General features: G+C 63.4%; 18 protein-coding genes and 2 pseudogenes. 11 read left to right on the forward strand and 9 right to left on the reverse strand.

The genetic code is table 11. The annotated features are described in order from the left end of the window. Positions 1-4: 4 nt before the first annotated feature. Positions 5-1,228: a PQQ-binding-like beta-propeller repeat protein gene (locus E4P24_RS18720; RefSeq protein ID WP_115803538.1), complete on the reverse strand. Its 1,224-nt coding sequence runs from the start codon at positions 1,226-1,228 to the stop codon at positions 5-7. Continuing rightward, entirely contained in the window at positions 1,225-2,514 is a 1,290-nt protein-coding gene (locus E4P24_RS18725; protein WP_115803537.1) for a PQQ-like beta-propeller repeat protein, read from the reverse strand. Before E4P24_RS18725 ends, E4P24_RS18720 begins: the two co-directional genes overlap by 4 nt. A gap of 127 nt (positions 2,515-2,641) precedes the next feature. Here E4P24_RS18725 and E4P24_RS18730 point away from each other — a divergent pair, with 127 nt between their 5' ends. The 3 genes from E4P24_RS18730 (at position 2,642) to E4P24_RS18740 (ending at position 6,203) form a co-directional block, all read left to right on the forward strand. Beyond that, positions 2,642-3,832 carry a PQQ-binding-like beta-propeller repeat protein gene (locus tag E4P24_RS18730; protein WP_115861538.1) on the forward strand — a complete coding sequence of 397 codons (1,191 nt, stop codon included), beginning with the start codon at positions 2,642-2,644 and terminating at the stop codon, positions 3,830-3,832. Next, entirely contained in the window at positions 3,822-5,075 is a 1,254-nt protein-coding gene (locus tag E4P24_RS18735) for a PQQ-binding-like beta-propeller repeat protein (RefSeq protein ID WP_188149027.1), read from the forward strand. The genes E4P24_RS18730 and E4P24_RS18735 overlap by 11 nt, the downstream gene beginning before the upstream one ends. Positions 5,076-5,168: 93 nt before the next feature. Then, positions 5,169-6,203 carry a HEAT repeat domain-containing protein gene (locus E4P24_RS18740; RefSeq protein WP_188149028.1) on the forward strand — a complete coding sequence of 345 codons (1,035 nt, stop codon included), beginning with the start codon at positions 5,169-5,171 and terminating at the stop codon, positions 6,201-6,203. Positions 6,204-6,307: 104 nt separating this feature from the next. Here E4P24_RS18740 and E4P24_RS18745 read toward each other — a convergent pair whose 3' ends face one another. Next, complete coding sequence (locus E4P24_RS18745; RefSeq protein ID WP_188149029.1) at positions 6,308-8,113, reverse strand: PAS domain S-box protein; 1,806 nt, start codon at positions 8,111-8,113, stop codon at positions 6,308-6,310. A gap of 525 nt (positions 8,114-8,638) precedes the next feature. Between E4P24_RS18745 and E4P24_RS18750 the strand changes: the two genes are divergently transcribed. Further along, positions 8,639-9,613 (forward strand): ABC transporter substrate-binding protein, encoded by a 975-nt coding sequence (locus E4P24_RS18750; RefSeq protein ID WP_115803532.1) that lies wholly within the window; start codon positions 8,639-8,641, stop codon positions 9,611-9,613. 277 nt (positions 9,614-9,890) lie between these two features. Here E4P24_RS18750 and E4P24_RS18755 read toward each other — a convergent pair whose 3' ends face one another. Together E4P24_RS18755 and E4P24_RS18760 are read right to left on the reverse strand one after the other, a co-directional pair. Continuing rightward, positions 9,891-10,586, reverse strand: coding sequence for a creatininase family protein (locus E4P24_RS18755; protein ID WP_188149030.1), 696 nt, complete (start codon positions 10,584-10,586; stop codon positions 9,891-9,893). Positions 10,587-10,796: 210 nt separating this feature from the next. After that, a complete protein-coding gene (locus E4P24_RS18760; RefSeq protein ID WP_115861548.1) occupies positions 10,797-11,930 on the reverse strand; it encodes an aminotransferase class V-fold PLP-dependent enzyme in 1,134 nt (377 codons plus the stop codon). 114 nt (positions 11,931-12,044) lie between these two features. Here E4P24_RS18760 and E4P24_RS18765 point away from each other — a divergent pair, with 114 nt between their 5' ends. Together E4P24_RS18765 and E4P24_RS18770 are read left to right on the forward strand one after the other, a co-directional pair. Next, on the forward strand, positions 12,045-12,872 hold the full coding sequence (locus E4P24_RS18765) for a helix-turn-helix domain-containing protein (protein WP_345776381.1): 828 nt from the start codon (positions 12,045-12,047) through the stop codon (positions 12,870-12,872). Positions 12,873-13,040: 168 nt separating this feature from the next. Next, a complete protein-coding gene (locus E4P24_RS18770; protein ID WP_188149031.1) occupies positions 13,041-14,642 on the forward strand; it encodes an oleate hydratase in 1,602 nt (533 codons plus the stop codon). 339 nt (positions 14,643-14,981) lie between these two features. Here the strand turns inward: E4P24_RS18770 and E4P24_RS18775 are convergent, their stop codons facing one another. Beyond that, the gene (locus tag E4P24_RS18775) at positions 14,982-16,022 is read right to left on the reverse strand and encodes an ABC transporter substrate-binding protein (RefSeq protein WP_188149057.1); all 1,041 of its coding nucleotides are present in this window, start codon (positions 16,020-16,022) and stop codon (positions 14,982-14,984) included. A gap of 596 nt (positions 16,023-16,618) precedes the next feature. Here E4P24_RS18775 and nikR point away from each other — a divergent pair. From nikR to E4P24_RS18795, 4 genes and pseudogenes are all read left to right on the forward strand, one after another. Further along, the gene (gene nikR / locus E4P24_RS18780; RefSeq protein WP_004041006.1) at positions 16,619-17,047 is read left to right on the forward strand and encodes a nickel-responsive transcriptional regulator NikR; all 429 of its coding nucleotides are present in this window, start codon (positions 16,619-16,621) and stop codon (positions 17,045-17,047) included. 863 nt (positions 17,048-17,910) lie between these two features. Beyond that, a complete protein-coding gene (locus E4P24_RS18785) occupies positions 17,911-18,549 on the forward strand; it encodes a halocyanin domain-containing protein (protein WP_223174124.1) in 639 nt (212 codons plus the stop codon). A 283-nt stretch (positions 18,550-18,832) separates the two neighbouring features. Further along, the gene (locus tag E4P24_RS18790; protein ID WP_004061579.1) at positions 18,833-19,120 is read left to right on the forward strand and encodes a hypothetical protein; all 288 of its coding nucleotides are present in this window, start codon (positions 18,833-18,835) and stop codon (positions 19,118-19,120) included. 398 nt (positions 19,121-19,518) lie between these two features. Further along, a pseudogene (locus tag E4P24_RS18795) lies at positions 19,519-19,734 on the forward strand (hypothetical protein); the annotation flags it as partial. 577 nt (positions 19,735-20,311) lie between these two features. Here the strand turns inward: E4P24_RS18795 and E4P24_RS19480 are convergent. From E4P24_RS19480 to E4P24_RS18805, 3 genes and pseudogenes are all read right to left on the reverse strand, one after another. Further along, positions 20,312-20,416 (reverse strand): annotated as a pseudogene (locus tag E4P24_RS19480) (IS5/IS1182 family transposase); the annotation flags it as partial. Beyond that, entirely contained in the window at positions 20,404-21,771 is a 1,368-nt protein-coding gene (locus E4P24_RS18800) for a DUF6498-containing protein (protein WP_188149058.1), read from the reverse strand. The pseudogene E4P24_RS19480 and the gene E4P24_RS18800, both read right to left, overlap by 13 nt. 121 nt (positions 21,772-21,892) lie before the next feature. After that, a complete protein-coding gene (locus E4P24_RS18805; protein WP_163488716.1) occupies positions 21,893-23,359 on the reverse strand; it encodes a M23 family metallopeptidase in 1,467 nt (488 codons plus the stop codon). A 126-nt stretch (positions 23,360-23,485) separates the two neighbouring features. On the opposite strand from E4P24_RS18805, the gene E4P24_RS18810 reads away from it, so the two are divergent. Next, positions 23,486-24,388 carry a helix-turn-helix domain-containing protein gene (locus E4P24_RS18810; RefSeq protein ID WP_188149032.1) on the forward strand — a complete coding sequence of 301 codons (903 nt, stop codon included), beginning with the start codon at positions 23,486-23,488 and terminating at the stop codon, positions 24,386-24,388. The last annotated feature ends 4 nt before the right edge of the window (positions 24,389-24,392 follow it).

Below are 24,392 nucleotides of genomic sequence, written 5' to 3' on the forward strand. Positions count from 1 at the left end.
CGCCCTAACTCAGCCGAACGACGGCGCTCCGGCCGGCGAAGTAGACGCCGTCCCCGGCGACGCTCGGTCCGATGTCGAAGCGTTGGCGCTCGTCTCCGGCCAATTCCTGTCGCGTATTCCCGGTGGCGGCGTCGAGGACGGTCATCGCGCCGCCGCTGTCATCCCGCGTCGGGACGAACACCGTTCCCGCACCGACGGCGATACCGCTCGCGTAGCTCCCGGCGTAGCTCCGGTTGTCCCAACAGCGGGTCCCGTCAGCCAGCGCGAGCGTGACCAGTCGGTCGTCGGCCGCGACGTACACCCGACTGCCGTCGGTCGCGATGGTCTCGGGCTGCCTCGGTCGGCGTTCGCCCCCTGCCCGCCGCGGTTCGAGCCGGTAGCGCCAGCGCTCCTCGCCGGTCTCGGCGTCGAATCCGAGCACCGTTCCCGCCCCGGTCCCGACGAGGACGGTCCCCTCGACGACCGAGACGTTACAGTCGATTCGGGCGCTCGTCTTCGCGCGCCAGCGCTCCGTCCCGTCGGCCGTATCCAGCGCCCGGACGTAGGTGTCGTCGCCGGCGGCGTAGACCGTGTCGCCGTCGACCGCGGGCGTCGAGTCGGAGGGGAACCCGGTCGCGGCCCGCCAGCGAGTCTCGCCGGTCGAACGCGCCACCGCGTGGGTCGCCACGCCCGATTGGACGTAGACGGTGTCGCCCGCGACGATGGGGCTCGCGCCGAAGATGCCGCCGTCGAGGTCTTCTCGCTTCCAGCGCCGGTCGCCCGTCGCCGCGTCGAACGCGTGGGTCGCGGCGTTAGTCACGACGACGAGCGTCCCGCCGCCGACTGCGGGCGCGGGTTCGGGGTCGGTGAGCGGTCTGGTCCACATCCGCTCGCCGGTCTCGGCGTCGACCGCGGAGAGTTCGTCGTCCATGTCGTGGACGTAGACGGTATCGTCGGCGACGACCGGGACGTGGTGGCCGACGTAGGTCTCGACGGGCACCGTCCAGTCTATCGCGAGGTCGCCCTCGGGGACGGCCTCGGCCGCGACGGCTCCGGTGTTCGTCGCCGGACCCAGCACGCCGCGCCAGTCCGTCGTCGCCGGTTCGACGGGGTCGTACTCGGGGCACTCTCCGTTCGTCGGGTTGTGCTCCGACCGCGTTCCGAGACAGCCCGTTGCGCCGATGGCGGCGGTCGCCCCGAGACTCGCCAAGAGCCGTCGTCGGGTCGGTCGCTTGCCCGCGTCGGTCATGCGACCTTCACCACCCCGCGGTGCGCGTGGGTCAGATACATCGCGTCCCCGGTGACGACCGGCGACGCCACCGGTCGGCCGTAGTACGGCTCGGCGAAGTAGTTCCCGCTCTGAAGCCATTCGTCGGCGTCGCCGCCCCACAGCCGCGTCCCGTCGGCGGCGGAGACTGCTCCGGTTCGGATGTAGACTCGCCCGTCGGCGACGGGTGGACGAGCGAGATACGGGAGCGCCGTCGGGTCGCGGTCGTAGCTCGGCGGCGCTTCGTTCACCACGCGCCACCGTTCGACGCCCTCGCTCCGCGAGAGCGCGTAGAGGTTCTTCGCGCCGACGTAGACTCGTTCGTCGTCGACCGTCGGCGGGCCTGCCGCCGCCGAGCCGGTCACGAACTGCCACCGCTGCTCGCCGGTGTCGGGGTCCAGCGCGTAGACGGTTCCGCCGACGGTCGCGTACAGCGCGTCGTCGGTGACGGCGAGGCCGTTGGGTGACCGGCCGTATCGTCCGTCGAGCACCGTCCGCCAGCGCCGCCCGCCGCCGTGGTCGTAGCCGAGAACGACGACCGCCTCGCGCCCCCGGTCGAACGGCGTGAAGGCGGCGTAGACGCCGCGGTCGTCGGCGACGGGCATCGTGGTTTCGACCGGTTCGTCCGGACCGAGGAGGCGCTCTGCCGGCCCCGGTCGGTCGGCGGTCCACAGCCGGCTCCCGTCGCTTCCGACGGCGTGCAGGCGACCGCTCCCGCTTTCGACGTACAGCCGGTCCCCGTACGCCGTCGGCGTACCGAGTCGGCCGCCGAGGTCCGCGGTCCATTCGCTCCCCCCGTCGCTCCCGACGGCGTGGAGCGCGCCGTCGTACCCGCCGATGACGACGGTTCCTGAGTCGTCGTCGACGACCGCGGGGCCGCCGCCGAGCCCGTCCGCGAAGCCTTCGACCCACCGGACCGACCCGGACGCGGCGTCGATTGCGGCCAGCGGGCTCACGAAGTCGTCCGGCCTGTAATAGTGGGTGGCGACCCCAGTGACGTAGACCGTGCCGTCAGCGACGACCGGCGGGGACAGCGCGCCGTAGAGCGGTGGGTCGGCGGAACTCCGCGAGACGCTCCACGAGACGGTTCCTTCGGTCGGGCCGTCGGGGGCGCGACCCGTCGCCTGCGGGTCGTAGCCGGCGGTCGGCCACGCCGTCGTCGGCGCGTCGAACGTCGCGTCCGGGGCCGGCGACGAACCGCCGCAGCCAGCGACCCCGCTCACGAGCGCGGCTCCGCCCGCGGCCAGTACCTCTCGTCTGGAGAGCATACGCCCGCCGTCTCGGCGCGGGATAAAAACCTTCGTGGCTCCCCGCTCGGAGACCCGCCGACCGCGGCTGGTCGCGCCGCCGTCGGAACCAACAGGAGTATTATCAATCGGCACACACGTCCCCGCGATGCCCTCCTATTCGAGACGCGACGCGCTGAAGACGATTCCAGCGCTCGCCGCCGGTCTCGCCGGCTGTACGAGTCTTACGGGCCGCGACGACTCGCTTCCGATGCCGACCGCGTGGACGGTGGACGTGCGGACTCCGACCCGCGCCGTTCGGCCGCCGTCCGGCCCCCTGCTCGTCGGGACTGAGAGCCAGTTTCGTGACGACCCGATGGTGTCCGCTCTCGACCCCGCGACCGGCGAGGAGCGCTGGGCGGTGACCGGTGGCAAAGGCCGCCGGTCGCCCCTCGGCTTCGACGACCGCCACGCCTACCTGTTTTCGAGGGCGGAGCGGGCCACGGCGGTCGACTACGAGGCGGGCGAGCGAGCGTGGTCCACCGAACTGACGGGCGTCGATAGACCCGACCCGGGCGTCGTTCAGTACCCGCCGGCCGTCGCCGGCGACACCGTCGTCGTCCCCATCTCGGGCGTGGAACACGACGTTGTGGACCGACTGCTCGGGCTGTCCCGCGAGGAGGGCGACCGACGCTTCCGCGCCGACCTGCCGGCGTCGCTCGCCGGCGCGCCCGCTCCCGTACCCCCCGGAGACGGCTCCCAAGCCGGCGTCGTCGCGCCCGTCCTCGACGGGACGCTTCGCCGGTTCGCGACTGACGGCTCCGAATCGTGGCGCGTCGACGCGGGTCCGTCGCCGTCGTCGGTGACGGTCGCCGGCGACACCGTCTTCGTCGGGAGCGCGACCGAGGAACTGCTGGCGCTCGACGCGGCGACCGGCGAGGTTCGGTGGCGCGCGCCGCTCCAAAACACCGTGTTCTCCCGGCCGCTCGTCGCCGACGGCCGCGTGTACGTCGGCGGCGCGGACTACTTCCTGTACGCCTTCGACGCCGCGTCCGGCACCCGACTGTGGCGGGACGAGCTCGCCGCCCCCGTGACCCGTGGGCCGACCCGCGTCGACGACCGACTGGTGACCGTCGTGGGGTCGGACATTCTCGTCCGGGGGCACAGCGGGACCGTCCCGTTCGACCCGACCGCGCTGTACGTCCACGCGACCGACGGGACGCTCGTCGACGAACAGCTGTTCGAGCGAACTCCCGATGGCGGCAGAGTGAACTGGGCTGTCGCCGCGGGCGGTGGCGTCTACGTCGGACAGGAATGGCAACTCGCTCGCCTCGCCCCGGAGGTGCTCGATGCCGAGTGAGCCGCCGGAACGGTCGGGTTCGGCCGGGAATCGGAACCGACACGTCTCCCGCCGCGCGGTGCTCGGCGGGCTCGCGGCCGTCGGTTCGCTCGCGGTCGCCGGCTGCGGTTCGATTCCCGGACTCGGCGGGAGACGGCCCGTCTGGCGACGCGACATCGACGGTGCGTACATGGCCGGTCCGCCCGCCACCACCGACGAACTGGTTCTCGTCGGGATGCAGGACAAGGCGCTGTACGGCCTGCGGCGCGAAGACGGGTCGACCGCCGTCCGGTTCGAAACGGGCGGCCCGATAGAGACGCGACCTGTCACCCCTTCGTCCGGCGGTCCGTACCACGTCCACAGCACCGACGGCGACCTCTACGCCGTCGATGCGGCGGGCGACGAACTGTGGCGCGACGAGGGCACGGCGCGCCGGGCGCGACTCGTCCGCACCGACTCGCTCGTCGCTGAACTCGACTTCGCGCCCCCCGAGAACACGCTCACGGGCTACGACCCCCAGACCGGTGACCGACGCTTCGACCGGGCTGTTTCCTCGCACTCCCTCAACGGCGTCACCGACGACTCGCTCGTGGTTCCCGTGCCGGTGGGCGGGAGCGACTCGCGCGTCGTCTCGCTTTCGCCGGCGGACGGGAGCGTCCGGTGGCGAACTGAGCCCCGACGGTGGTATTCCAACGTGGTCGCGGACTCTCGACTCGTCGTCGCCGCGAGAGACGGGACGCTGGCAGCCTACGAGCCGTCAGACGGGAGCGCTCGGTGGCGCGTCCCCATCGGCGACGTGGGATGGACGATGGTGCTCGGGTCGCAGGCGTACCTCATCCGCCGGGGGGACGGGCGGCAGGAACTGCTCGCGTTCGACCGCGAGACCGGCGAGAAACGGTGGGCGAACCCCACCGGCTACCAGATTCGGGCGGTCGAGGCCACGGACGACGCGGTGTTCGTCGGGACCCGCGTCGACGACCCCGACGGCGGGGTTCTCGGCCAAATCGACTGCTTCGGCCTCGACGGGATGCGGCGGTGGCAGACCGTGACCGGACTCCCGTCCGTCGACTCATTCGGCGTCACTGACTCTCGCGTCGTCGCCGTCTGGGACCGCGGCTTCGAGGTGCTGGCCCGAGACACCGGCGCGTCGCGGTGGTCGTACGAACCGGAATCGGCCAGTCGACTCTCGTTCCGCGTCGAGTCGGCGTCGGTGTTTGTCTCGTACGTGGACGACGGCGAAGCCGCGCGGTTCCCGCTGGACTGACTCCGCGTCCCCGAGTCTCCGATTCGACGACGCGCTCCCCACCAACTTATTGCTGTGCCGAGGGGATACCCCGTCAACGAGGGACACGAACCGATGGACGACACACGCCGCGCGTCTCCGCTGGAGCGCCTCGTCGAAGCAGCCGAAACCCGAACTGACGATGAGGTGAGCGACTCTCTCGGGGAACTCCTGACGGCGTCGCCGGAAGACCGAAAGCGGGCGCTCCGAGAGCTTCGACGTCTCGCGGACGACCGCCCGACTGCGTTCGAGTCGTTTCTCCCCGCCGTCACGCCGTTTCTCACCGACGACGAGCGCGCCGTTCGACTGCTGACCGCGAAGGCGCTCGTCGCGGTCGCGGAGGCCGACCCCGACGCGGTCGCGCCCGCGGTTTCGGCGCTCGCCGAGCGCCTCGCCGACGAAGACGAGTTCTACTACGTCCGCGCGCGGTCGGCCGAGGCGCTGGGCTACGTCGCGCTCGACCACCCCGACGCGGTCGCCTCGCCGGCGGTGCTCGCGGACCTCCGCGTCGGCCTCTCGTTCGACGAACCCGAGGTGAAACAGAAGCTGGCGAAGGCGCTCGAATGCGTCGCGCTCGGCGACCCCGGGCGGCTTCGCCACCGCGTCTCGGCGCTCGCCGAACATCTCGACGACGGGGACGAACTCGTCCGGTACCATCTCTGTACGGCGATTGCGGGCGTCGGCTGCGATTCGCCCGACTCGCTCGCGGCGGTTCGCGGGGCGCTCTCTGCTCGGCTCGTCGACGAGAACGCCTTCGTCCGGGGCCGCGCCGCCGAGGCGCTCGGGCTGTTGGCCGGTGAGCGCGGCGACCGCCGTGACCACGGTGAATCGGTGGCGGTTCCGGACTCGGCGCTCGGTGCGGAGTCCGACGAGGCGGCCGCGTTCGTCGCCGAACGAGTCGGGTTTCTTCGGGCGTCGATGGAGGGCGATACCGCGGCTGCGGCGTCGACGGTCGAGGACGTCGGCACGCTCGCCGGTGTTCGAAACACGACCGCGGACGCAGTCACCGAGATAACGTCTCCCGACGCAGAGGGTGTCTGTCCCCACTGCGGTATCGACCTCCCCGAGGGTGCGCCGCCGATGTGTCCGAGCTGCGGCGCGCCGTACTGAACTCCGCGTCCGGCGTGACCGACGAGCGGTCGTCCGTCACGGCCGTGCCGACCGAAACTCGCTCCCGCGTTCGCTCCCGCGCCTCGGACGACAGCCGCCGCCGTTCACCTGTCGGCCGCAGCGAACGTGACGCCCGTAATCTCGAACCGCGCGCCACCACCGTCTGACTCGGTGACGCTGACCGTCCAGCCGTGGGCCTCCGCGACCTGCTTCACGATAGCGAGCCCGAACCCGGTGCCCGTCCGTGACGTCGTCTGTCCGGCTTGGAAGACGCTGTCGCGTCGGTCGGCCGCGATGCCGACCCCGTCGTCCTCGACGTAGAACCCGTCGGGGAGGTCGCCAACCGTGACCACCACGCCGCCCCCACCGTGTTCGATGCTGTTTCTGACGAGGTTCTCGATGAGCTGTTGGAGCCGACTCCGGTCGGCGACGACCGTCGCCGTCAGGTCGGTTTGGAGTTCGGCGTCACCCGTTTCGATGGTCCCCCAGCAGTCGGTGACGAGCGTCCCCAGCGACACCGGTTCTCGTTCACCGACGTTGTCGCCTTTCCGGGCGAGCGTGAGCAGGTCGTCGATGAGGTCGTCGATACGGGCCAGCGCCCGAGCGGCAGTCGCGAGCTGGTCGCTCTCGTGGTCTTCACGAGCCAGTTCCACGTTCCCCGCGGCGACGTTCAGCGGGTTTCTGAGGTCGTGGCTGACGACGCTCGCAAACTCGCTCAGTCGCTCGTTTTGGCGCTGAAGCTGCTGTTCTCGCTCGCGTTGCTCGGTCGTGTCGCGATACATCCAGAGATGGCCGGTCCCGTCGGGGAGTTCGATCGGTTCGTAGCTTCGGTTGAGCGTCCGACCGTTCGTCAGGGCGACTGACTCGTTGTGGACCGACTCTGTCCCGGCGATTAGTTCGTCGACGCGCTCGACGAAGCCCTCCGAATCGACCACGAGTTCGCTGGTCTTCCGTGCCAACTCTCGGCAGTCAGCGCCGATGAGTTCCGTCGACGGTTCCGAGATGCCGAACAGTTCGAGCAGTCGGTCGTTAATCGCGAGGACGGTCCGGTCGCTGTTCTCGGCGAGGACGCCGACCGGGAGCGACCGGATGAGCGTCGAGAGCAGCGCGTTGGTCCGTTCGAGTTCGTTCTCGCGGCGGACGCGTTCGGTCACGTCTTGGAACAGCGAGATGATGCCGACGACCTCGCCGTCGTCGTCGGTGATGACTCGATTGTGCCACTCACAGCGGATGTGTTCGCCGTCTTTCCGGACGTTCTCGTCGATGCTGTGGTAGCCGCCCTCCGCGACCGCGAGCTGGTCCGTGACGGCGTCGACGTTGTCGTAGCTGTCGTCCGCGACGATGACCTCCCAACTGTGGCCGCGGAGTTCTTCCTCAGTGTAGCCCAGAATCTCCTCGCCGCGCTCGTTGAGCCCGATGATCTGGAAGTCGCTGTCGTATTCGAGGACGCCGAGCGGTGACTGTTCGATGAACAACGAGAGGCGCTGTTCGCTCGCTTCGAGCGCGCGTTGCGAGCGGTGCCGCTCGACTGCGTTTTCGATACGGTTCGCGAGCACGGTGTACTGGCTGGTTCCCTGTTCTTTCTGGAGATAGTCGGTGACGCCCGCGGAGATGGCATCGCTGGCGACCTCCTCGCTTCCTTCGCCGGTAAAGAGAATAAACGGGAGGTCGGGTGCGTCCTCGCGGAGGGCTTCGAGAAAGTCTAACCCGTCGCGCTCGGGCATGTCGTAGTCCGAGACGACACAATCGAACGTCGAATCCCCCGCGCGATTGAGTCCCTCGGCGACGGACGTGGCCGTCTCGACGCGAAACCGGTCGCATTCCCGTTCGAGGAACGCCGCCGTCAGTTCGGTGAAATCCTCGTCGTCGTCGACGTACAAGACGACCACTTCGTCCACTAGCTCGCTCATGTCTATCCCGCTTAGACGTGTGCTGAGAAGGTACTTAACGATAGTCGCAGTTTGAGGACCGAGCAGGTCGTTGAGTCACGTTGGGCTCACATTCACCGACCTGCTCGACGAGTGCTTTCTGGTGGATTTCGAAGCGACGTGAACGCGTGAACCGGGTCGCGTTTGCGGACGGCTGTTCTCTGCGAAAACGAATACGCTAAGCCAGTCGCCCCCGGTGGTTGCTTTGACGTTCCTGAATATCTGACTGGCCTAACGTTCGGAACTGTTTTGTATGTTTAGGCTGGCCTAAATAATATGGTGGACGATTCCGAAAACAGCAAGACACTGACACGGCGTGGCTGTCTGAAGTACGGCGGAACAATCGCGGGAAGCGGGCTCCTTGCAGGCTGTTCTGGTACTTCCGAGCCAAGCAGTTCGTCTCCGAAGTCGCGTACGTCATCGACGCAGACGGCTGTTTCGGAGACGGTCTCGGAGACGGATACGGCGACCGGGTCAGATGAGCCGTACACTGTCACAATCGAACCAATGGGTGAGGTTGCGTTCGACGGCCCGCCCGAGCGGTGGACCGCATTACTACCCACTTTTGCGGATATGGCGTTCGCACTCGGTGGTGGACAGACGCTTGGTATTCAGAACCACGACCGTTTTGCGAGCGAGGCCTTCGAAGAGCTTCCCGGGATAGACTTCGACGCAGATGACACCGTGGAACTGGTTGCCGACGGTGTGAGTAAGGAACTGTTCTATGAGATGAACGCGGACGTTCATTTCATAGACCCCCATATACTGCGACTCTGGTACGGCTGGGATCAGTCTGACGTCGATGAGATTGCGGACAACGTCGGCCCGTTCTTTGGCAACTTTATCCGCCGCCACAGCGACGACTGGCACGATTACCGTTACTACACCTTGTACGAGGCCTTCGGACTGATGGCTGAGGTCTTTCAGGCACAGGACCGATACCAGGCATTCGTCGAACTCCACGAGGAGATGCTTGCGTTGGTCGATGAGCACTTGCCGCCAGCCGACCAGCGTCCAACCGCCTTACTGGTATATCCGGCCGACGGAGCGGGCTTCCAGTTCTACCCGTTCCGGTTTGATGACGGGGGAGTCAGCACCAAGCAGTGGCGTGACCTCGGGCTGACCGATGCGCTTGCGGCGACGGATGTCGGTCATTACAGTTTCTCTGACAGGGGGACGCTCGATATCGAAGCCCTGATCGAAATCGACCCCGAGGTACTGCTGGTGCGAAACTATGGCGGGGCGTCCGAGTCAACGTTCCAGAAGGAAGTCGTCGAACCACTCCAAGACCAAGCGGGGTCCCATAGCGTGCAGGCGGTTGAGGACGACGCGGTTTACAGTGCCGGTTACCTTGACCAAGGGCCAATCATCAACTTCTACCATACCGACCGGGCGGCGAAAGATATCTACCCGGACTCGTTCGAGAACGTGACGCTATTCGACCGTGAACGCGTCGCAGAAATCGTCCACGGAAACATCTGAGACGGGTTAGAATAATACCTACCGCGGGACCGTTTCTGCTTCGGACAGTTACGCCGAGTATCGCTAGTTCGCCCTCAGCGTGCTCAGTTCGAAGTCACCCGGGTACGCGACGGCGGGTACAAAACGATACTGAATTTTTGACATTTTCGGGCGTGTAACGATACTCACCGTCGGTTCACAGGAGGGCGACCGTCACCACGCTCGCTAACTCAGTCGCACTCGTTCTCTGAACGTTGGCCTCCAGTGAATCGGTTCCACTCGGCTCGACCGAGGGCACTCAGAGGTCATCGACCCGACGCAGAAACGAACAGAGTGCGTCGGTGGCCGTTTCGAACAACTGTTCGCCCTGCTCGGCGGACGCAGACGTCGCATCCCCGACTGCACCGTTCTTGCTGAACTCTTCTGTGAACCGATTGACGACGCCACCATCGACCGTGTCGTCCCAGGTTGCGGCGTCGCCGTCGGTTGGGCTGCCGACCTCGTCGGGACAGATGTGAAGGAGCATGGATGTCTCGAGTTCACCGGCGTGGTTGACGTGGTCGTCAACGGCGCTCATCCACTCCCAGAGGAACACTTCGAGGTCAACCGTCGAGTCGTCGGCAACGGTACGCGTTAGGTTTCGGAGCGTCTCACTGTTTCCACCGTGGCCATTGACGAACACGACCGTCTCCACGCTCGAGTCCGACAACGAAGTGAGAATCTCATAGCTGTACCGCCGAAGCGTTTCCGCGGAGACCGATAGCGTCCCCGGAAAGTGACTATGATACGGTGCGATGCCGACTGGAATCGTCGGCAGGACGACCGAGTTGAGATCACTGCGCCGGCCAGCCTCGCTCGCCAGTTCCTGTGCGATAATCGTATCCGTACCGACGGGTGCGTGTGGCCCGTGTTGTTCCGTGCTTCCAACGGGGAGCAGCGCTACCGTCGGTGCCGCGTCTTTGACGTCCGTCCAGGAACTCGTCTCAAGGTGCATACCGTTCGGTGCTGAGCACGCTACATAAGCGATACCAATCCGGTCACTCGGCGGCATACCGTGTCGGCCGCGGGCCAATACTGTACGTTGTGCTGATTCGGGGCGCGAATCTTGCATGCGATTCCCAACTGAAATCGTTCGATTGCTCCCGTGTGACGAGCGCTCAATTGACAGTTCCACGGATCTGCGCGACACCATGGCGAGCCTAGATTATTTCGGCAGTCGCTCGACCAGCCCATCGATTTCGGCGTGCGTGTTGTACACGTGAGGACTGACACGAATATTCCCTTCGCGCAAGGCTGTATGGATGCCAGCATCCGCAAGCGCTCGATGGGTTTCACGGGCCACGCTTTCCGACGAATGGCTGAGTACGACGATGTTGGCGTGCCGTTGAGGGTCTTCCGGCGTTACAACCTCGAACGAACTCGATTCAGCCCCCTCGATGAGCTGACCGACGAGTCGCTCGCCATGAGCGCTGATCTGCTCGATGCCGATTCCGGTCAAATACTCGACCGCCGCAGTCCAGGGCATGAAGTTGTTGAAGTTCGCCGTTCCAAAGACGTCGTATCCGGACGCACCGAGTTCCGTATCAAGCGACAGATTCTGCATTTCGTCCAGCGTCGTTCCGGCTTGCATCGATAACCAATAAGCGTTCACTGGACCAAGTGCATCGAGGACCTCCGGTGTGAGCCACGTAAAGCCCGTGCCGTACGGTCCGCAGAGCCACTTGTAGCCACAACTGATGAGCACGTCGACCGGTGTTCGCGATACGTCAATCGGCCGCGCCCCAACGCCCTGCGAGCCGTTTAGCACGAAGAGCACGTCGTGTTCGTGACAGACGGTTCCGATCTCGTCGATATCGAGCCGCCGCCCAGTGAACGAGTCCACCCACGTCGTACAGAAGGCGCGCGTCCGCGGGGTCGCTGTCTCGGCGAGCTGCTGTGTCAAGGGTGTCGAACACTCGGCATCGACGAACCGCAGTTGGACCCCCTGGGATTCGAGCAGATGCCACGGGAGAATTGTCGCCGGGAAATCACCCTCGACGAGGATTACTTCATCACCTTCGTTCCACTCAAGCCCGTGAATCAGCAGGTGCAGCCCGTACGAGAAGCTGTTTCCGAGGATAATTTCGTCGGGAGAGGCGTTGATGAGTGTCCCGAGTGCCCGTTTGACCCCGGCTGGTACCTCGCGAAAGGCCTGTTCTGGGAGCCGATGGGGCGCTCGTTTCAATGTAACCGCATCGTCAACTGCCTCGACGGCTCGCTTCGGTAAGGGCCCTTGATGGGCGCAGTTCAGCCAAGTATGTCCATCGAACGGCCCGAAATCCGCATTCCAATCCGCCATGAGTCTCGTAGCCCTAGAGCCGACTTAGTAATTCGCCCGAAGCATTCTGTGTCGAGCTTATCTCCTAAGCCGACCGGGTATCTGTATCCACTATCGAGAACGTCCCTCCGCACCGTGCTTCGTGAGGTACTTGGAGAGGTTATCTCTGCGCCGGCGATGGGTGTCGTCGCACACGCGTCGGCGGTGATCGATGTCGACACGAAGTCAACGCGGTTCATCAAACAGAGCGAGCCGAGACGTTCTGACCTCAGGACTTTTGGGGACCTCGTCCGTCGTCTTCCACTGACCATGACCCTCGTCGTCGAGTGTCGTCTCGTCTCGGAGCGGTTGCCGCTGACCGACGTCGCCGCCGCCGTACCGGACGTGACCCTCCGGGTAGAGAACACGCTGACGTCCGCGCGGAGCCGACCGGTGCTTATCTTCTGGGCTGATGGCGGCCGGTTGGACTCGGTCGACGCGGCGTTACGGGACGCGTCGGTGGCGACTCACAGCGTGCTCGGGTCGACCGTGGACCGCCGTCTCTATCGCGTCGAACTCTCGGAGCGGCCGCCGGCCATCTACACGGAGTTTATCCGGCTGGACACCGCCCCCATTTCAGCGACGATAACCCCGAGCGGATGGGACGTGCGGACGCGGCTCTCCAACCGAGCGACGCTCGCCGAGTTCAACAAGGACTGCGAAGAGAACGGTATCACGTTCCGACTCGACCGCGTCGTCGACGTCGCCCCCTCGGACAGCAACGAGTACGGACTCACCGCGAAACAGCGCGAAACGCTGCTCGCCGCCCACGAGGCGGGTTACTTCTCCGTTCCGCGAACGACTTCGCTGGCGGAGTTGGGGGCCGAACTCGGCGTCACCGCCCCGTCCGTCTCCGAGCGACTCCGGCGGGCACAAGACCGACTCGTCCGGCACACTGTCGCCTCAGATAAAAAGACGTCTTAAACACCACAACAGGTTAGAGTCAGTACTTATCGCCGCACGCCCCCGGGATACAGACATGGCATCGAAGCTACAATCACGGGTGCGAAACCTCCCCGTTGACGGCGTCGGACGCCACCCGAATCGGCGGGTAGGCCGCCGCATGACGACGGTTGACGGGGTGACCTGCGCGTGACCGATACGGTCGGCACCGAAGCGGACGCGGCCGAACGCGACGCCTACTTCGTCGGCGGCGGCATCGCGTCTCTCGCCGGGGCCGCGTTCCTCCTTCGAGACACCGAGATACCGGGCGAGAACGTTCACGTGCTGGAAAAGCGGCAGGTGTTCGGCGGCGCGCTCGACGGGCGCGGAACCCCCGAGGAGGGCTACGTCCTACCCGGCGGCCGCATGTTCAACTTTCCGACCTACGAGTGTACGTGGAACCTCTTCCGGTCGATTCCGTCGCTCGAAGACCCCGACGCGACCATCAAGGGTGAGATGGACGAGTTCAACGAGAAACACGAGACGTACGCCGAGGCCCGCCTCGTCGGCGCGGACCAAGAGATACTCGACGTCTCCTCCTACGGGTTCGAGACGCAACACCGTCTATCGCTGCTCCGCCTCCTTCTCACTCCCGAGGAGAGGCTCGGTGAGACACGCATCGAGGAGTGGTTCGACGAGACCTTCTTCGACACCACGTTTTGGTATCTGTGGGCGACGACGTTCGCCTTCCAGCCGTGGCACAGCGCGGCGGAGATGCGACGGTACATGCAGCGGTTCACACGGGAATTTCCCCGACTCCACACGCTGAGCGGCGTGTCGCGGACGAAGTACAACCAGTACGACTCCGTAGTACGACCGCTCCGCCGCTGGCTGGAGGCACGCGGCGTCGACTTCTTGGGTGGCCACGCCGTCACCGACCTCGATATCGTCCCGGCCCGCGCGGGCAAGACGGTCGAAACCATCCGCTACGAGGACCAAGACGGCTCCGCCGGCACTATCACCGTCGAGCCGACCGACGTCGTCTTCGTGACGAATGGGTCGATGACGGACGCGCTGAGCCTCGGGTCGATGACCGAGGCCCCCGACCTGCACGACAGCGGCACCTCGTTCGAACTCTGGAAGGCACTCGCGGACGACTTCCCCGAGTTCGGGAGGCCTTCGGTGTTCGCCGACCACGTGCCCGAGTCGAAGTGGGAGTCGTTCACGCTCACACTCCGCGAGCCGGACTTCCTCGAACACGTCGTGGAGGTCACCCGCGAAGAGCCGGGGAACGCGCTCGTGACGTTCACGGAGTCGAACTGGCTGCTCTCCATCGTCACCGCCGTCCAGCCCCACTTCGCGAACCAGCCGGATGACGTGAAGGTCATCTGGGGGTACGGCCTCTTCCCGGAAGAACGCGGGAACCACGTGAACAAGAAGATGGAGGACTGTACGGGCGAGGAGATTCTGGCGGAGCTCTGTCACCACCTCGGCTACACCGACCGCCTCGAAGAGCTCCGCGAGACGGCCACCTGTATCCCCTGTATGATGCCGTTCATCACGAGTCAGTTCATGCCGCGGACGCCCGGTGACCGCCCCGAGGTCGTCCCTACGGGATCGAACAATCTCGCGTTCCTCGGCCAGTTCGCCGAGGTTCCCGACGACGTGGTGTTCACCGTCGAGTACTCGGTTCGCTCGGCACTGATGGCGGTTCACGAACTGTTCGACGCCGAGGGCGATGTGCCGCCGGTGAGCACCCATCAGTACGAGCCCGACGTGCTTCTCGACACGGTACGGGCCGCTTTCAGATAGCGACCTCGAAGACGACGCTGGCTCGGATTCGGCGGCCGTCTCGAACCGTGGGCGTTCGAACTCCTCGACGGCGATATCTGTGTTCGCAACGAGCCGAATCGACGATGGTGAAGCCAGTTGCCCGCGGTCCGTGAGGTGGATGCACCGTTCCTGATTACTGATGACTTCAGGGCTCTTCCTGAACTTCGAGAGCTAGTGAGTGCGGCTGTTGCATTATCACCGATCAACAACCTCGGAGGCTGATTTTGATGCGCGACTTGCGTTCAGCAACATCGAGACTGAATCGGACCTGCGGTAGACCCGCTTTCTACCCGTTGAGGGACCTGGGGTCAAATTCAGTTAGAAGTCGCCGTTGATGATATTCGCGACCTGTTCGCGGTCGAACAGTTGTTCCTCCTTGGAAAAGTCGGGATACGGACCACCGTCGTAATCAGGCCACTCACCGAACTGCTCCGGATACAGCTGTTTGGAGACCATCTCTAACTGGAAGAGGTTCATTATTGGGCCGCCGTACCGGGCGCTAAGCGGATACACCTGGTCGTTTTTCACTGCCGAAATTTCTCCCGCAACCGGGTCGTTGTGGAACTCCTTTTTTACTGCTCGCCAATCGTCGCTCCTGGCAAACGCGTTTTCGACGAGGATGACTTCCGGATCGGTCTCGACGAGGGTCTCCAGGTCAATCGTGCTGCTCTCTTCCACATCCGAGAGTGCGTCGGGGACGCCGAACGGACGCGTGTGCGACCGAATGAATCCCGGGCCGTTCATGTGGAAGGTCCAGATGGTATCCAGCTCCGGAGTCGTCATGATTCGCGCCGTTTGCGGCCGGTTATCGCTTGCTGGGAGACTCGACGAGATTGTCGAGTCGAGAGTGGTTTTGACGTCGGAGAGCGCTTCGTACCGCTCCTGTTCTCGGAAGACTTGCGCTACTTTGCCGAAAATATCCCAGAGGGAATAATACTGGTACTGGTCTGCCCAGTCTGCCGGCGGTTCGCTGTGGTTCCGACTGAGGGAGTTCCCGAACCAAGGGGCGATTTCCGTTTGGACTTCCTCGACATCCGCGGTGTCCCACGCATCCATTGTCGAGACGTATGCCGGGTCGGCTAGGTGGAGGTCACTGTCGAGTTCGTACAGGGTTTCCTTGTCCGGATTCCACGAGTTGTAGAGATTCGACCAATCGACCGAGACTCCATTGAGCCGTTCGAGAAGCTTGTCGTAATTGCCCTCGAAGTTGGACGGGCTGTACATCGCATTGAGGGCATCACCGTGACCGAGAGCGACGACCATGTCTGCGTGGTGAACGAGAACGGTGAATACGCTCTTGGGAACCTCGTCGAGTTCGATAGTACCGGCTGGTGCCATCGTCACCGAATAACTCTCCACCTCCGGTTCTGTGGTCTTCGTCGCGGTTGACGAGTCGTTCGCGGTTGTCTCAGTCAACGGTGACGCAGAGTTCGACTGTCCGATACAGCCAGCGAGCAGTCCCCCACCGATGACTGCCCCACCGTACTTGATTGCGTCTCGTCGCGTCGGTGTCTCGTGATCGCTGGAACCGTCTGGCATATGGTTTAGGCCCACCTAAATACGCAAAAGCGTTCCGAATTTTAGGCAGGCCAAAAACATCAGCGAGGAGCACCGCGGCGTGGGCACATCGACGGCCCACTCTCGGTGAGACCGGGTCCGCAACGCGGACACACTCTGCCGTCAGGAGCGTTCATCTCCTCGACCGCGTCGTCGGTCCCATCCCGAACAGACTTGATTGTACCAACTCCCGCTGCAACCGACCCGGACGACTCGTTCCCCAAATAGTGCTGACAGAGCTGTACGCGGTCGGTGAGGAGCGCCGACGTTTCTTCGCCTTTGGCGTCGATTTCACCGAGTGTTGGTGCCCCTCCATCGTGAGCGGGCAGACCACAATTACCGTTCTTCCGAAGCTGAGGATGATAATGTTTAATATTTTGTCCGCCCTATGTTGTTATATGAGCGTGGTCAGCGTCTCGATGCCGGAGGAATTGCTTAATCGAATCGATCAGTTCGCGGACGACCACGGCTATACTGGTCGCAGTGAAGTAATTCGCGAGGCGAGCCGAAACCTTCTCGGTGAGTTCGAGGACAAGAAACTCGAAGACCGAGAGTTAATGGGCGTCGTTACAGTCGTTTTCGATTACGAAACGACAAGTGTCGAGGAGAAAATGATGCACCTCCGCCACGAGCACGAGGACATCGTCGCATCGAACTTCCATAGCCACGTCGGCGGCCATCATTGCATGGAACTGTTCGTGTTGGAAGGGTCGCTCGAAGAAATCTCGACGTTCGTCGGAAAGATTCGAGCGACGAAGGACACGCTCACAATCGACTACTCAGTACTCCCCGTCGACGACTTCGGCCCGCTGGCCGACATGAACTAATTCTGCTGCCCTTCTCTGCGTTCACGCCGCCCCTAGCAACATCTACGAACTTCAATCTTCGTTAGTATCAGCTCTAGATGGGAAACTCACAAGAACCGGTTGATATGTCGAGAGAGTTGCCAAAACCAATGGCTCAAATCTCGCGTCGAAGACTACGCTAGGAGGCAGGCGCACCCACGATTGCTGCAACGGGAGTCGCTGGCTATCTCGGTGGATGGGGTGGACGCTCGATACTGTCACGGTCGCGTACGTCCCGATTTCCCCGGCCGTGCAACACTATGTCTCGACGCCATCCGTCTTGGACGTCTCCCGATCAGACCTCGGAAATCCGATCCAGCCGCCTTGGCTGGGGTCGCTAGTTGACGGGTGCCGCGAGTCCTCCCGCCCATCTTGTATCGGATGTCGCTTTCCTCGTCTTCGCACGGAATCTGTGTTCTGTCAATCACAACGAGATAATCGGTCGACCGGTCGCGACTCTCATTCAATACTAAAACCCTGAATTTACACGCTCTATACATATGTAGGTGTGGGCGTACTCCCAGTGCTGGGGAAGCGTCATCGCGTTGATTTGACAATAACTCGACCGTCAAACTGCAATGAAACGGTCCCCGACTCGTAGGCAACTCCTCCGCAGCACCGCTCTCGCTGGCATCGTGGCGATGGCTGGTTGTAGCACAACAAATCGTGAATCGAACGCCGCCAGTACCAGTACGACGTCGTCGACGAGCACGAACGACTCCGAAACCACCGCAACGACGACCACGGAGTCAACCCTGACACCCCCCGAGTCAATCGACGACTGGCTGGCAAATGCCAACGGTTACCGAGGCGATGCGCTTCGATACGGGCCTGGTTCCCAACCGTTGATTGAGGTTGGCCACCCCGTCGAGGACGGACTGTCGTTCGACCCGCCCGTAATCGAAGTCGCTCCCATGACGAATGTGACCTGGGACTGGACCGGTCACGGCGGGCTCCACAACATCGTTGCGCTCGATGGGACCTTCGACAGCGGACGACCGAACGCCCAATCGGGGACATCTTATCACTACATCTTCGAAGAACCAGGGACGTACCCGTTCGTCTCGGAACCGCACCGAGACGAAGGGATGCGCGGCGCCGTGTTCGTCAAAGAGCCTCCGTCGACGGGGAACCAGACCGTCGACAGGTGGGTCGTCGACAGCAGCAACTTCGACGGTACGGTGGTTGACCGAACCGACGTCGACACGGCGACAGTCTCTGTCGGAACGCAGGGCAACAGAGGTCATTTTGCGTTCGACCCCCCGGTTCTGAAGATTACGACGGGTACGACGGTCGAGTGGAACTGGACCGGAGTCGGCGGCGGGCACAACGTGGTGTTCCTGAATTCAGACATCCACTCCGGTCAGGTTACGCCCGAATCCGGAGTCCACTTCCGACATACGTTCGAACAGAGCGGAACGTATCGCTACGCCTGTCAGCCCCACAGATCACTCGACCAGAAAGGAGCGATTATCGTCGAATGACTATTGCCGCTCATTGAGACGGCAGCGAGTTAGACAGCGCTAGTTCTTTGAGCCCTCTCGCAAGGTGCGAAACGCAGGAGACGCCCGTGCGCTCGCGGCATGCTATCGCTGATTCGGAACTCGACAAGAGGGTTTCAGACGACTCGGCTCTGTTGAACCCTCAGAACCTGACACGAATGGCGTACGAGAGACAACCTCGGACATTGAAGTAACGCTCGGACGATACGCCGCTGTGCGACGACCCATTCGGTACGTTCTATCGGCGATTGTCGGTCTGGGCGTAATGTCGTTGACGGCCGTCGTTGACGGCGGTAACCTCGGTCTCGTGGCAATGATTCCACTCATATACGGGACGACAACGGCGTTTGCGCTCGACAACGCAGAGACGATTCGAACCCTGTCCGGCGAGGGTACCTCGTGGAAGATTGGGATGCTTGGCGGCGGCATCGGTGCGGGAAGCACGGCCGGCCTGTCCCAGCAGTCGTTCGCGGCGGGTATCGTGGGCTACGGGCTGTTAGTTTTCGGAATCGCACTGGTCATTGCAGAGGTCGGCAACCAGGCAGACGAGTAACTTTCCGCAGGGACGAGCCGTCTCGACTGTCGAGCGACTGATGTGGTCGTTGCAACTTATAGCGATGAACGAACATTGCAAGCCAATTACGGACGCTCCGCCGACTATCTGCGGTTTACAGCTATGATTCGGTGGCCCATGAGCGTGATTCTCGCGGGTGTTGATGCGGGCTCTATCGTAATCACAGAGACCGACCCAACACACCGTGTTCTTACTACTGCCTACCCGGACACGCTTGTCCGTCGGTTCCTTGAACTGGTCATCTCGAAGGACCGTTCCAGCTCTGTACCTGGTGTTGTTCTAGTGGAGCGGTGACGTACTAAACGCAAGACCTCGATGCGCACCGCCGTGGAAGAAAAGAATACGAGATCGGTACGTCACCCAGAGAGCCGAATGAGTTTCTCTGTGACGAGTTCAACCAACTTGGTTTGATCCACGCCTCACTCGCTGACACCCGACTCGTCACGACGCCGACGCTGCTCTCGGTGTTCGTTCGAACTGAACAGCTCTCGACTGCCGAGGCACGGCTGCTCCTCGATGACATCAGCGACGCCCGTGGCTGGGGTGCGAACAGTCACGTGCAGCGAGCTCCCTCGTTGCTCGACGAGTCCTGACTCGTTTGAGCTCATTCCACAGCGGCCTTCCTATCGTTACCAAAATGTCCTTGAATCCCTTGGTTAGTATAAACGATACTGCCTGCTTCCGTTGGGTCAGCTATCCAAAGGCCAAAATCGAACGGGGGAGTTCCCAGTATATCGTCCCATGTGCGACCCAAATACGTCGATATCTGTAAAATTCGGCAGCGCTATATCCGAACAAAGTACCTTTTAGCCTTCTTGAACTGCACCTGAATCGATGGTTACAATCCTCTCTAAAACACGTCCCGGACGAGTAGTAGACATTATTCTCGCCGCTGTCGTTCTCCTAGCTATTCTAGACCACGTTAGCGTGGTTGCGATTACTTCGACAAGCGTCTACATATTTTTCCTTATCACCCCTCTTGGGTTTCTCCGTTTGTACGTCGATCACGGGTAACAAGGAACGGCTCCAGTCGGCCGACCGGCTCCACCGCCATCACAAGGCAGCAGACGACCGGTACGGTGAGGAGCGTCCTGCGGACCTCCAGCCCGACGATATGAAAGACCGACCTCCTCTCGGAGCAAGGTCGCCCGATGCTCGTGCGATGCTGAGTTACGGTTCCAGCGATTCACGTAGCGATTCACTGTTGATGAGGGCGCACATCAAAACGACCTTATGGAACTGTCGAGACCAGCCGAGCGCTCTCACGGCGTCGCCGGGAGCGCCCACCGCCACGCCGATCTGAGAGCGACGACGCCCAACGGGCCGCCGAATCCGGCGGCGACCGCCGCGATGGAGGGAGCGTAGTAGCCGACGCCAGCGACGACGGCGATGCCACAGGCTCCGACTGTGGCCGCTATCCCGGCCACGCGTCGGTCGAGTGGGCCGAATGCCGTCGTCTCCACTGGAAGTTCGAACGCCTCGACGGCTCGGCCATACTCTTGGAGGTGCGCGACACTGAGTTCGTACTCCCCCGCGGACGGTATGAGCGAGAACGTTCGGGTGTCGCAGGCGCGGTCGACGAGCTCTCCCTCGCACAGCTCGGCGTCCCGGAGGTCATCGACGGGGATAGCCCATTGGACCGCCCCGGTGAAGTCGTCGTACGCGACTACCGCATCGTCGCGGCGCTGGTACGCCAGTGTACCGTGAGTGACGGCATACTCGACGGCCTTTAGCCCGCCGAGGCCGGCCGGCAGGAGGCCGAAACAGACCGCCGTGGCGGTGACCGCCCCTGTCGATCCGCCGGTGAGCCCAACCCACGCGAGGAGGTACGCCGGGCCGCCGCCGACGGCGGATGTCGCGCCCCGCCAGAGCGCGGCACCGCGGACGGCGCGCCGGTTCGGATGGACCTCAGCCGTCGGCGACGCGTCCGGAGCCGCCACGGGCGGGAGCGTCCCCGCCTCCTCGTCGGGGTCGGACGACTGCCCGCCGCGGTAGTCCCGCCACTCCGCGAGTAGCTTCACCGTGACGAACGCGGCCAGCGCGCCGGTCGGACCACCGGCGGCCGCGAACCAGAGCACCACCACGGCCACACCGGCCTCGTTCTTCGCGCTTCCGATCACGTCCCGGGGGGTGCTCGTCTCGTGGCGCCGCTTCCGGAAGTACTCGCGGTTGATGACACCGACGTGCGAGACGATCAGGGAGACGGCGCTCGTCGCCACAACCGGATCGGCGAGCGTCGCCGGCACGTCGATGACCCGGCTCAGTACGAAGAGGAACATCCCGACGAGCGCCACGGCAGCCCCGAACGCTCGCAAGACGAACGGGACGTTCCGGGGGTAGACCGGCGGGAGCGAGTCGACGACCGTGACGTTCCCACGCCGGCAGTTGAGGTCGCTCGGTCCGGCGGAGACCCCGCCCCACTCGTCGGGCTTGAGCGGGTTCCCCTCCTGTGGGCGCTCCAGTTCGTCGTAGTTCGGCGGGCGGCGCGCGAACAACGCCTTCAACCCGGCGAACGGGACGGCGACGACCAGTTCCATCGCGTAGACGACCGCGAACGTCTGTGCGCTCCACCCGAGGTGGAACACGCCGACCAGCGGGACGATGTTCGCCGCGACCGTCACCAGAAACACGGCAGACGAATCGTTTGCTGCTGGCCCCGCCGAGTTATTATTCATCGATATAGGCCACCTTCCCCGTGTATCCGCTGCTGTAAAGCCTCTGTGACGATGCAGTCGTCCACGTGGCGACGAATCAATCGCCTCCACCTCCTCGCCGCCCGTATTCCCACACCGCGATGTACAACAGGAACCCAGCCGCGAACACCCCCGTTCCGACCCCGGACGAGTCACGTGTCGGGAGTCTCTCTTGGGCGGCAAAGACACCGACCAACGCCGACGCCACGCCGACACCACAAACTGTTCCGAGGACCCCGAGACGAACTCGGGTACCGTCCACGAGGGTTCGCCCGGCCTGATACACGAGTCCAAGGCCGGCCAGTCCTGCGAGCGCGAGTGCAGTCGTCTGTAACGATGGCACGACAACCCCCGCGAGTACGGTGACGAAGCCGCCGATGGAGACACCCGTAGCGACCCGTCCAAGCGTCCGGACGCGGCTAAGCCCCGAGGAAGCCGTCTCGAACGGACTAGCTGTGTCCTCGGACTGCTGGGGCTCACCGTCAGTCGTGTGTGATACCCGCTGGCCGACGTGAATGTAGCGAGAACCATCCGGTTCCGTCCAGCTCGTCTCTTCGACAACGTCTCCCCCCGGCGTGTTCACGTCAACGTCGTCAAACCGGACCGGTAGTCCCGCCGAAATCTCGAACGTCGGGTGATCCTGAAGTTGGAAGTGGAGGTGTGGCTCTGCGGAGTTTCCCGAATGCCCACACCGGCCGATTTGCTCGCCGCGCCTCACGCGATTTCCGGGTTCAACCTCGATGCTCCCCGGGACGAGATGAGCGAGAGTGCTATACTCGTCTTCCGCGTGCCGGATCGTGACGGCGTTCCCCGTCAGACTCCGTTTGAACGGATGCGAGAATCCACCGGCTCGGCCGAGTTCCGGGCCATCGTCGTGTACGTCGATGACGACGCCGTCGGCGGGTGCGAGGACGGGCTGGTCGTAGCAGTAGTAGTTCTCGATTCTCGTGTCTGTGCTTACTGGACGGCTGCGCCCTTCTCCGTCCGTAATCACGAGGTCATAGGCGTAGCGCTGGGTCGCCGGAAACCACGAGTGGGAGTACTCTTTGATCGGACTTCCGTTTACGACTGTCCACGTCCCCTCTACGGGTAGTCGATAGCTCGCGGTCTGGTCGTACGTTTCTGGATTGGGAAGCGAACCACGGTGTCTCCCGATAGCGACGAGGCTTCCCAGCAGTTGCATCGCGTCCTGGCGAAACACGAGTGGATTAAAAAACGATAGTGGGATACCGAGCAGAACGGCGATCTGGCCTCGCCAGCCGGTGTCCATTTCGAGCCAGTCTCGGGGACCCTCGTCGTCAGCGCCGAATCCGAGCGATTGCTTAGTGCCGCTGCGTAGCATCGACACGAACGGCCAGAGTGCGAAAAACCAGAACAGGTGGAACAACTTGAGTATCTCAAGCTGGGGGACCAGGTTTCCAAGGACCCCGATTAACCCGAGCAGCGTCAGGGAGAACGGGCTGATAGACTGGATTCGCTCGCGGAGACGCGAACCCAGAGACGGTGACGTAGCTTGATTCGACATACGTAGGTACTGCGTGAGAGATGGGTATTCAGGTGCGTAAGCATTCTGTGAGCTCAACTTCACAAGAACAGCTCACACGCATCGCGGAGGGGAGCACTCAATGACCCCACCGTTCAACGAGTCTGTATGACGAACAGTGAACGCGGGGGAGCGGCGTCGGAGGAGGCGTTCGCGTTGCTCGGCCACGAAATCAGACTCGACATTCTGCGCGCGTTTTTCGAGCGGTACTCGCCAGTCGATCCGGATTCACGTTCGGACGTACGGGAGCAGCGCACGCTCTCGTACGCCGAACTGATGGCAGCAACAGAGATGGAAGACAGCGGGAAGTTCAACTACCACCTCGAAAAGCTCCGCGACGTCTACATCGAAGAGGTGGCGGAGGGATACGTTCCGACGGCGAGCGCGATCGCGCTCTACGAGGCAGTCATTGCGAACCGACCAACAGAGTCGATACCGGCCGACTTCGATATTGAGGAGTCCTGTCCGAACTGTGAATCCGGGCTTCGAGGAAAGTACGAGCAGGAATTTCTCACCGTCGAATGCCCCGCGTGTGACCTGTTCTGGGGAGCGACGTACCGGTTTCCGAAAAACGGGCTCGCTGTCCGCGAGGGAGAGGGGGTTTACAAAGCCCTCTACGACCGGATGATGCACCACGTCGGACTGGCTCGCACGGGCCAATGCCCGTCGTGTGCTGGCATCACCAGCGTCACTGTGCCGCGGGAGCGACTCGATGAGGACTCGACACCGACTGCGGAGTTCACCTGTGAGACGTGCTCGTGGTTCATTACTGTCGATATCGTCAGTGCACTCCAATTCGAACCGCAGGTGACGAAGGCGTTGACCGAGCTTGGTGTTCCGCTCAGTAAGTCGAGTAGCATGCGAGCGACGGAGCGGGTGCTCCCTGACGTAACCGGTTGGGTCAGCTCCGGCGACCCGTTCTATGCCACGATCAGCATCACGTATGACGATTCCGTCGCTGAGATTACTGTCAGCGACGACCTCAACATCTGTTCTGCTGCCGTTGAATAACTGG

Origin of the sequence: Haloferax sp. AS1 (genome assembly GCF_014530665.1) — an archaeon.
Taxonomy (GTDB): Archaea; Halobacteriota; Halobacteria; order Halobacteriales; family Haloferacaceae; genus Haloferax; species Haloferax volcanii.